This is a genomic window from Saccharopolyspora gloriosae (assembly GCF_022828475.1).
In the GTDB taxonomy this organism is placed as follows: domain Bacteria; phylum Actinomycetota; class Actinomycetes; order Mycobacteriales; family Pseudonocardiaceae; genus Saccharopolyspora_C; species Saccharopolyspora_C gloriosae_A.
In genome coordinates, this window is the sequence record NZ_CP059557.1 from 768640 (window position 1) to 778695 (window position 10056).

5 protein-coding genes are annotated in these 10056 nt (G+C 70.2%); 1 reads left to right on the plus strand and 4 read right to left on the minus strand.

The window, feature by feature from the left end:
- Positions 1 to 111: 111 nt before the first annotated feature.
- Both H2Q94_RS03390 and H2Q94_RS03395 read right to left on the minus strand, forming a co-directional pair.
- A complete protein-coding gene (locus H2Q94_RS03390; protein WP_243791903.1) occupies positions 112 to 2547 on the minus strand; it encodes a right-handed parallel beta-helix repeat-containing protein in 2436 nt (811 codons plus the stop codon).
- 20 nt (positions 2548 to 2567) lie between these two features.
- Positions 2568 to 5375 (minus strand): LuxR family transcriptional regulator, encoded by a 2808-nt coding sequence (locus H2Q94_RS03395; protein WP_243791906.1) that lies wholly within the window; start codon positions 5373 to 5375, stop codon positions 2568 to 2570.
- 233 nt (positions 5376 to 5608) lie between these two features.
- Here H2Q94_RS03395 and H2Q94_RS03400 point away from each other — a divergent pair, with 233 nt between their 5' ends.
- Positions 5609 to 8362, plus strand: a complete 2754-nt coding sequence (locus H2Q94_RS03400; RefSeq protein WP_243791909.1) for an AAA family ATPase — start codon at positions 5609 to 5611, stop codon at positions 8360 to 8362.
- 144 nt (positions 8363 to 8506) lie between these two features.
- Here H2Q94_RS03400 and H2Q94_RS03405 read toward each other — a convergent pair whose 3' ends face one another.
- Together H2Q94_RS03405 and H2Q94_RS03410 are read right to left on the minus strand one after the other, a co-directional pair.
- Complete coding sequence (locus H2Q94_RS03405) at positions 8507 to 9235, minus strand: type VII secretion system-associated protein (RefSeq protein ID WP_243791911.1); 729 nt, start codon at positions 9233 to 9235, stop codon at positions 8507 to 8509.
- Positions 9236 to 9264: 29 nt separating this feature from the next.
- On the minus strand, positions 9265 to 9873 hold the full coding sequence (locus H2Q94_RS03410) for a type VII secretion system-associated protein (RefSeq protein WP_243791913.1): 609 nt from the start codon (positions 9871 to 9873) through the stop codon (positions 9265 to 9267).
- Positions 9874 to 10056: the final 183 nt, after the last annotated feature.

A 10056-nucleotide genomic window follows, 5' to 3' on the forward strand; every position in this document is an offset into this window, starting at 1 on the left:
GTTGCGCAGGCGGCGGATCTCCGGATGCCGGGGCGGCGCTGGGTCGCCGCACCGCCGCGGAGTTCCCCGCGGCCCCGGTAGCAACTCACCGTGGTCGGTGAAGTGGCGTTTTCAGCCCAGGTCCTCGGCGAGCAGGCGGGTGAGGTCCGCGTTGGAGGCGTCGGAGATCATGCCGAGCCTGGTCGCCTGCCGGGCCACCATCTTCTCGAAGATCTTGCGGGCGGTGCGGCCGTTGCCGAAGGTGCCGTCCTTCGGGATCTTCTCGAAGTAGTCGTGCAGTGCTTCCGCGGCCTTCTCGTCGAGCTGATAGTCATGCCTGTGGCACTGGTGGCGCACGATGGTGACCAGCTCGTCCGCCGCGTAGTTCTCGAACTCGATGGTCTGGCTGAAGCGGGATTCCAGGCCGGGGTTGCTGTCCATGAACTCCTGCATCTCCTTGGAGTACCCCGCGACGATGACCACCACGGTGTCCCGGTGGTCCTCCATCAGCTTGACCAAGGTGTCGATGGCCTCCCGGCCGAAGTCCGGGCCGTTGCCGCCTTTCGACGAGCTGAGCGTGTACGCCTCGTCGATGAACAGCACACCGCCGAGCGCCTGGTTGAACGCCTCAGTGGTCTTGATCGCCGTACCACCGATGACCTGCGCGACCAGATCGGCCCGCGCCACCTCCACCATGTGTCCGGAAGTGAGCACCCCCAGCTCCGCCAGCACCGCCCCGTAAAGCCGGGCCACGGTCGTCTTGCCGGTACCGGGCGCACCGGCGAACACCAGGTGGCGGCTCATCGGCGGCACGGACAAGCCTGCCTCCTGCCGACGCTTGGCCATCTTGTTCAAATTCACCAGCGTGGCGACGTCCCGCTTCACGCCGTGCAACCCGACCAGGCGGTACATCTCGTCCAGCGTCGCGTTGTTGCCGGAGCTGGTCCCGGCCTTCGTGGTCGTCTGCTGCTTCTGCTGCGGCTGCGGCGGCGCAGCACCCGGCCCATCGGAACTCGCTGCGGGCTGCGCCGGGCCGCCGGCGTCCGCCGTGCCGTGCGCGTCCGGGAAACCGTTGCCGCTGCTGGAGAACTCGGTCACCGACAGCACGGCGGTGGGCACGAGCTGGCGCATGCCCGCGCCGCCGTTGTCCTTCGCGGTGCACTGCCGCACCACCGCCTCCTGGTCGGTGTGCACGCGCAGTCCGTCGCCCTCGTTCTCCAAGAACTCGCAGCCGGTGAACTGCGCCCGCGCGGAACCGGTGAGCTGAACACCGTTGGCGTTGCTGGAACGCAACCGGCAACGGTCCAAAGTGGCCTGGCCGTTCTTGCCGATGAACAACCCGTCCGCGCCCGAGAGGTAGACGTCGCAGTCCTCGAAGGTTCCGCCGGCTTCGTCGTTCACCACGAACCCGGAGGTCGCGGCGGCCCGCACGCTGCAACCCTGCACCTCGGCGCGGGCCTGCTCGGTGATCTGCACTCCCATCGCGCCGCAGCGGTCGATCTCGGTGTGCTCCAACCGCGCCCGGCCCTCCCCGGTGAGCTCCACGGCCGTGCCGCCGCAGTCCTGCACCTGCAGCCGGCGCAGCACCGGATCGCCGGTGGTGCTGACGCTGACCGCGGCTCCCTCGGCGCTGTTCACGGTGACCCGTTCGAGCGCCACGGTGGACCGGTCGGCCAACGCGACCCCCACGCCCGCGACGTCGGCGACGGTGGTGTCGCTGATGGTCCCCGAAGTGTCCGCCGAAGCGCGGATTCCGTACCCGGAATTGCGCCGCACCGCGCACTTGTGCAGCGTCGCGGTGGTCTTCTCCGTGATCAGCACCCCGTCCCGGCCGGTGTCGTCGAACACGCACTCCTCCAGCGAGACCTCGCCCGTGGTGGCCAGGTACGCGCCCAAACCGGAGGTGCCGCGCACCGCGACGCCGCGAAACCTGGCCGATGCGTCCTGCTCGATCGCGATCGCGGGCTTCACGGCCTCGCTGAGCTGGAGGTTCTCCGCTTCGATCTGGGCTCGGCCGTTCACGCAGATCCCGTTGCCGCCGGTGCGCGCCGCGCTGCACCCGCGCGCGGTCAGCACGCCCTGCTCGGCCACCACGATCGCGGAAGTGCCGAGCTCCTCGAACTTGGACTCCTCCACCGAACTGCCTGCGGTGGACGTCACGACCACCCCGGCGCCCTGCTCGTTGCTGATCCGGCAACCCCGGATCGCCAGCGTCCCATTGCCGAACGCGTAGACAGCCGTCCACGAAGCGGCACTCACCGAGCACTCGGTCAGGTTCAACCGGCCTTCGCCGACCACCACGGCCGCCTGCTCGTCGTCTTCGCTGACGATGTTGATGCCGGACAGCGCGGCGGTCCGGGCCGCCAGCACCACCGCCGCACCCGACGGCGCGACCAGTTCCACGGTGCCGGGGCCGTCTTCGGCGGTCAGCGTGACGGGCTTGGTCAGCAGCAGGTTCTCTTCGTACCGGCCGGCCCCGACGCTGATCACACCGCCTTCGCCGGCCGCGTCGATGGCGTCGCCGAGCGTGCGGTGGCTGCCGGGCACGGCGTTGGAGACCAAGATCATTTATGTTCCTCGGGGAGAGATCACGAGTCGGCCATGGCGAGCAGCCGACCTTCCAGCGAAGCAGCGGCCAGTTCCACCCGGGACCGGCAACCGGTGCGGGCGAAGAGCTTGGTCAAGTGGCTCTCCACGGTCTTCTCGCTGACCTGCACGGTCACCGCGATCTGCCGGTTGGTGAAGCCGTCGCTGACCAATTCGATGATGCGGTTCTCCGTGCTGGAGAAGCGTTCTTGCCGGGTGCGGGAACGCGGCAGCGCCACCCGGTGCGTGCGCATCAGTTCCTGGGCGGTGGTCCGGACGAAGTGCCAGTCCAGCCGTTTCCCCAGCGCGTAAGCCTCGTTCAGCCGATCCGCCGGTTCGGCCGCCAGCTCGGCCAGCAGCAGGTACAACCCGCCCAGCCTGGGAACGTCGCCGCGTTTCCGGGCCAGTTCGAGCGCGTGCTCGGCGTGCTCGGCGCTGCGCCGCACGCGGGCTTGCGCGGTCCGCAGCGCTTCCTCGCTGCCCGTCGAGCACAGGCATGCGTCCAGCTCGGTCAGTTCGCTCAGCACTTCCTCGGCGAACTCGGTGCGGCCCTCCCGGAGGGAGAGTTCCACCAGCCGCTCCAGCAACCGCTCCAGCCCGGCGGGCGAACCTCGTTCCCGGTAGCGGAGGTAATCCTGCCAGCCCTCGTCGAGTGCTTCGCCGCGCGCGCCATCCGCATACCGCACGCCGAGCCGCACCCACGCCACGACGTGCCCGCCTGCCATGACCTGCGGGACGCCGTCCAGCCACTCGACCGCCCGCCGCTGCTCGCCGCGCGCGGCGCAGATCTCCGCGGCGATGGCGCGCGTCCGGTACCGCGCGGGGGCGCCGCGGTTCGCGGACAGCTCGGTCTCCATCAGGCGGGCCAGCGACAACGCGGAATCCCACTCACCGGTCAGGTAGGCATGCAGAACCTCTTGGTAGCGCAGCACGCTGCCGCGGCTCGGGCGGCAGTAGTCGTCGCCGAGGATGAGTTCCAACGCGGTGGCGTAGTCGGTCATCGCGCCGGCCTCCCGCAACCGATCGGGGTCCTTCGCGGCCGGACCGGTTCGGGAACTGCGCCGTTGCCACAGCGACCAGGCGCGCAGGAACTCGCCGGAATCGCCGCTGATCATCTTCAGCAGCACCAGGACCTCACCGAACCCGGCCGCTTCACCACCCTCGTCGTGGTCCGCTCCGAACAGCGTGTTCAGCTGTGCGGCCGCCTCGTCCAGGCGTCCGTCGAACAACGCCGAGGAGAACCGGCGCACCTCGGCGTCGAACCGGGTGCCGGCGCCCAATGCCGCGAACAGCTGCGGCGAGTCGTCCTGCGCGCGTTCGTCGTGCATCAGCGCGGTGAGCCAGGACAACCCGACCGACACCAGCAACGTCCAGTTCTCCCGAGCACGTCCCCCGGTGTCGGCCGTGGGCAAGGCCGGGACCGCCGAACCCACGTCCTCGGTCAGCTCGCGGTACTGGCCGAGCGACATGCGCAGGCGCAGCAGCGCGCGCAGCAACCGGGGCCAGCGCGCATCGTCGGCGTCGACCTGGCGCAGCGCAGCGCGGTACCAGTTGGCCGCGCACTCCGGATCGGCGTGCGCGATCCGGTCGGCCTCCTCGACGAGCACCTGCACGCCCGGCTCGCTGCGGAAATGCGGTCCGGCGCGCATCAGGTGGTCGGCCAGCTTCGCCCGGATGACCTGGCCGTTGCGCTCCAGCTGCGCCAGCAACCGGCGGGACAGCGCGGTGTGCAGCGACCACGCCCATTCCTGCCCGGCGCGGTTGCGCAGCGTGGCGGCGAGCGCGGGCACCGCGAACCGCACTTGGTCCTGCGAGTCGACGACCAGCACCCCGCTCGCGACCAGCCGGTCCAGTCCTTTCCCGGACGGTTCCAGCCTGACGGCGGCGGCTGCGGTCAGCACCGGGAGGTCGTTCACCCGCACCTGCGTCGGCAAGGCCAGCACGGCGGCGAGCCGTTCGGTCTCGTCGCCGTCGGAGATCACCGCCTGCACCAGCGGGTGCTGCTCCGGCAACGCGATCGGCTCGGTCAGCGGGGACAAGCAGAAGTGCTGGTCGACGAGGACCAGCCGGCCCTGCTGCCGCATGTGGTCCAGTGTGGACAGAACTGTGCCGGGATTGCCGAACAAGGAGCCGAGCCCGGCGCGCAATGCCTTCACGACGGTCTGGTCCAGATTCGCCCGCGCGTTGCCGGCGCACCACCCGCCCAGCAGCGCGGCGACGTCCGTCTCCGAGAGCGGCTCGAGGTCCACGACCCGGTCCGAGATCGAGAGCAACTGCGCGGTGTTCGTCGCCGGGTACGTCCGGGACGACACCAGCACCGCACACCCGACCGCACGTAGTCGCTGCACCAGCGGGGTCAGGGAGGCGGACAGCGTCGGGTCGCAGCGGTCGACGTCTTCGATGATCACCATGGTGGGGCCGCGAGCGGCGATGATGCCGATCGCGCGCGCCAGCTCGTGCACGAGCGGCAGCAGCGCCCGCTGCGGTGTCCGGTCCAGCACGGCGCGCCACCGCGACACAGCGGCCACGGCGTCCAGCAGGTGCGGGTCCCCGCCTCGTTCCAGGTAGTTGCGCACGCCGTTGAGCAGCGCGTCGATCGCGCACGGGCCGCCTTCGGCCGCGGCGTTCGCCACCAGCACGTTGCGGCCCGGCCGTTGCCAGTTCGCGGCGACCGCGTTCAGCAACGCGCTCTTGCCCTCACCAGGTCTGCCGCGCACCAGCAGCAGAGCACCCGCGTCACGCCTGCAGGCAGTGGTGATCTCGGTCAACAGCTGGTCTCGGCCGAACACCGTTGCGCGTTCCCGAGCCATGCTTCCTCTCTCAGGTCGGCTGCCACTGGGTGGACGGCAAGAGCGTCCGCCGGACAATTCATACACGTCGTTCCTATGGCCGAACCACAGCCACACCCCGTGTGCGATAGGGATGCTACCTAGTTCGAGGGAGATCCCTCGGGTGACACGGAATGACTAAGATGGGAACTCGCTGTGATGTCAGGTCTGCAATGGTGCTTTCCGACCAACCGTAGGGAGGCGAGCAGCAGATCATGGTGAGCACTCCAACCGTGGACAACTTGTACGGCCGTGATGAACTGCTGTCCGACGTGCTCGAGACCGTGCGCGGGCGGCGTTGTCCGCTGACGCTGCTCAACGGTGACGCCGGTGTCGGCCGAACCGCGGTGCTGACGGAACTGGGCGCACGCCTCAACGCCGAAGGTGTGCGGGTGCTCGAGCTGCGGGTCGGGGAACAAGACGGTGCGATGCCCTACGGTGCGCTGTACCGGCTGCTGTCCGATGCGGAGGAGCTCGCGCCGGTCGAACGGCACCGCTCGGTCTCGCCGCTCGCCCTGGCCGCCAAGCTCAGCTCCGCCTCCGACCCGGCCGCGCCGTTGATCGCGGACCGGCTCGCCGCCGCCGTGTGCTCTGCCGCCCGGCGCCTGCTTCCACTGGTGGTGCTCGTTGATGACGCGCATCGGCTGGACGAGGCCACGGTCGCGCTGCTGCGGCCACTCGTCTACCGCATGGTCGGCAGCTCGTTCTCGATGGTGCTGTCGACGCGCTCCGATGCGGCGCTCCCCGCGGGGATCGCGCTGGACGGCCTGTGGGAAGCAGGCTTCGCGCGTTCGGTGCAGGTGCGCCCGCTGACCAGGTCGGAGAGCAGGCAGCTCATCGCCCGCACCGTGCGGGGCAAACCGGCCGCGGAAGTGGTCGACCAGCTCCATGAAGCTTCCCGCGGTCGGCCGGCTGCGCTGGTCGCGGGCATCGCCGCCTACCGCGCGGCGGGGGCGTTGAGCATCGTGGACCGGCACGCCTACCTGGCGCCGCCGGGTGGCCGTCCCGCCTTGCACAAATGGGACACCCTGCTGGCGCCGGTGCGCGGCGCCGGTGAAGCGGCATGGGCGGTGGCGCGTGCGATGAGCGTGCTCGCTCCGTTGGGCGCATCGGCGCCGCGGCTGATCGAACAGGTCGTCGACCTCGACGCCGACGAGATCCGGTCGGCGCTGGAACTGCTGTGCCGGCGCCGGGTGCTGATCCGTGCCGGTGGCGGTTGGCGGTTCCACCTCCCGATGACCGCCGACGCGCTCGAATCCGGGCTGGGGCCGTACGAACGCCGCAGCTACTCGGCCGTCGCCGTCGCCGAACTGTGGGCCGGTTCGGTGCACACCGACGATCCGCTGTACTTGCCGAACCGCCTGGTCGACGCGGGCAGCCTGGTAGATCCGAAGCAGGCCGGTGAAGAACTGCTGGCTTTCGGCGGACATGCCCTGTTCCACGACAGCCGGAACGCCGTGCGCTGGTTGCAAGCAGCGGCCGAATGCATCGGTGACCCTGATTCGAGGGCGATGGCGCTGCTCGCGCACGCCGCCGCGAGCCTCGTGGACGAACGCATCGCCGAGGCGGCCGAGAACGGCCGGATGCTGCTGGAACGGCATGCCGCCGAACTCCACCCGGACCTGCTGCAAGCGTGCGCGCTGGCGTACCTGGTCGCCCTCGCCGGCATCGGGGAGCATGCCGAGCTGCGGCGCATCGCCGAAGCGGACTCGCCGATGCCCGGCGGGCGGGCGCAGCAGCTGGTGACGAAGGCGTTCGCGCTCGGCTGGCTGAACCGCTGGGTGGAGGGCCGCCGCCTGCTGGAGGACCACCGCGACGAGTGGATCGATGGCCCGTCGACCCTGGCGGATCAGGCGAACGTCTACCGCACCGGTGTCGCGGTGATGCAGGGCGAGACCGGTGATCTGTTCCGGTTCCTCGCGGACCCCGGTTTGTGGGCCAACGTCGAATCGCGCGACCTCAGCATCGAGAAGACCCGCCACGAAGTGAACCTGCTGCTGGCGCTGGGTGAGCTGAACGCCGCGACGGACCTGCTCGACCGGCACGGTCTCCGGGAGGATCAGCTGCCCTACACCGATCAGTTCATGGTCGAGCACAGTCGCGGCAACTGGTCGCGAGCCTTGGACAACGCCCGCCGCAGCATGTCCACGCCGGTGCACGCGGTGCGGCCGATCGGATGGGCTCTGCTGCACGTCGGCGCGGCGCAGGTGCACACCGACGGTGGCAAGCTCAGCCGGGCTCGGCAGGTGATCGAATCCGGCAAGCTGGGGCCGTTCGGCTACCTCTTCGAGCACGCCGAATCCAAGGTGCTGCGGGCGCTGGGCGAGCACCAGGCCGCTGACGAGCGGTTGCGCGCGGGGCTGCGCGCGGCCGACCAGTCGGAGTTCGCATTCGGCACCGAGATCATGTGGGCCGAGCTCGCCCACCGCGCCCACCGGCGGGGCGACCACGAGCAGGCGCACGAAGCGCTGACCAGGTTGGAGAAGCTCGCCGGACAGCTCGGCACCGGGCGTGCCGAACTGGCCCTGCTCGGGGCGAGAGCGAAGTTGCACGGCGACGCGGCAGCCGCGGACGAGGCGGTGGAACTCGCGCGGGACCGCGGTCAGCCGTACGAGATGGCGACCGTCTTCTCCGAGCTCGCCAAAGCCGGTTTCCACACCTCGAAGCTGCTGCTGGAGTCGTACGAGCTCGCCGACGGCCTGAATGCGCTGCTGCTGCGTTCCAGGCTGCGCCGGGCGATGCGGGAGCACAACGTGTCGGTACCCAGCCGCGCCACCACCACCAGCGAGAACGAGCGGCTGCTGGCGGTGCTGGTGACCGAAGGGCTCACCAACCGCCAGCTGGCCACCGTGTTCGGCGCGACGGAGAAGAGCGTCGAAGGCCGCCTGACCCGCATGTTCGCCCGGATCGGCTACCGCTCCCGGGTGGAGCTGGCGGCGGCGATGCTGACCGGGGAGTACACGGGCTGAATCGGGTCGGGGAGTTCCGCTGGAACTCCACCGGGACGGTCTTTCCGGGAGCCGATCGTCGATGACTCCGGGTGGCCTCTCACCCGGAGTCTCGGCTCGTCCCGGGCCGGTGCTTCGGAGGTGGCGGGCGCGGTCCCGTGGTGCTCAGGCCGGGTTGGTGTACGTGGGCGGTTGCGGCAGCGGGGTGTCGAAGTCCGCCGATTCCGCGACTCGTCCGCCCGCCATCGGATCGGTGGCAGGATCTGAGGTCGCCGACCACTCGGTCGCGGGAGGCTGCTCGTCCGGCTGCGTGCTCTCGCCGGGCTCGGGGGCCTCGTCGACCGGGGGACGCACCGCGTCGCGGAATTCTTGCGCCCCGATGCGCGTCGATGCGGGCGCGCCGGGGTTGAGCAGCACGTCGACCCCTTCGGCGGGCAGGGCATCGGCGAGCTCTTCGGCGGTGATGTCAGCCCACTCCGGGACGGTCAACCGCTGGGCGTGCGCCGGGGCGGTCAACACCAACACCGACGGGTATCCGTCCGGGGCGCGGGTGACGATCGGTGCGTGCTGCTCGTCCAGGCCGATGACCAAGTGCGATTCGGGCAGCGCCGCCAGCATCTCGGGGACGGGCAGTTCACCGCGCATCACGAGTCGCAGCGTGGCGTCCACCGGGTCGGTCGGTGAATCGGGACTGGAAGGCTGGTAGGCGTGATTCGGGCGGAAATCCCGAAGCAGCCCGTCGGTGTCGAAGAACCAGGAGCCGACGATCGCGGACTCCGGTGGCGGCTGCTGCTCGTGTTCCGGCTCCCACTCGGGGTCGATCAGCACGACCCACTGATCGGCCGACTCGTCGTCAGCGGCCGGGGAGGTGGCTGGTGTCTCGTCCTCGGACATCGAAGCTTCCTCGTTGGTTTCTGCGGATGTCAACGTTGTTCCGGCTGCGGTCCGGGCTGGGCGGTGTCCGCGTCCGGGCCGGCGGTCTCGGCCATCGCGTCCTTGATCGAACTCGCCAGCACTCGCATCGATGTCGGTGCGCCCGGGTTGAGCAGCACGTCGACGCCCTCGTCGGGCAGGGAATCGGCCAGCGCTTTCGCGGTGATCTCCCGCCAGGCGGGCACTTCGACTCGCCGGGCGTGCGTCGGCGAGGTCGCGACCAGCACTGACGGCACGTCGTCCGGCGACGGGGTGATGACGGCGTTGCCGTCGGCGTCCATCGCGATGCCCAGCCGGGCGTCCCGCATGGCCTCCAGCAGCGCGGCGTCGCTGTAGTCGCCGCGGACCACCAGCTGCAACACCGCATCGACCGGGTCGGTGGGCGATCCTTCGCGAGAGGGCTGGTAATCCGGGTTGCCCTGGAACGTGCTGACGTTGCCGTCCGTCCCGATGCGCCAGTGGCCGAGGACGGCCTCGTTCGGCGGTTCCTCGTCCTCGGACTCGGGCTGCCAGGCCGGGTCGATGACCAGGGCCCAAGCCTCGTCATCGGGGACCTGGTTCGCTTCGCCCTCTCCTGGGGATGGCGTAGCACTGGTCACTGTGAACTCCTTTCTGCACGGTTCCCGGGCAACGGGACCGTTGGTACGTGGCCGGTAGCCGTTGCCCGCGTCCACGCCGTGCGAGCAGGCCGGTCGCCCGCTCGCGACCATGATGACGCCGCGCGCCGAACGGCTTCGAGCCGCCGTCGCAACCGCGCCCGGTCGTGCGCACCGGCTTCGCCC

What these genes read in the sequence shown, in the direction of transcription:
- H2Q94_RS03400 (WP_243791909.1), top strand. Translation starts at nt 5,609, where the DNA reads ATGGTGAGCACTCCAACCGTGGACAACTTGTACGGCCGTGATGAACTG.
- H2Q94_RS03405 (WP_243791911.1), bottom strand. Translation starts at nt 9,235, where the DNA reads ATGTCCGAGGACGAGACACCAGCCACCTCCCCGGCCGCTGACGACGAG.
- H2Q94_RS03390 (WP_243791903.1), bottom strand. Translation starts at nt 2,547, where the DNA reads ATGATCTTGGTCTCCAACGCCGTGCCCGGCAGCCACCGCACGCTCGGC.
- H2Q94_RS03395 (WP_243791906.1), bottom strand. Translation starts at nt 5,375, where the DNA reads ATGGCTCGGGAACGCGCAACGGTGTTCGGCCGAGACCAGCTGTTGACC.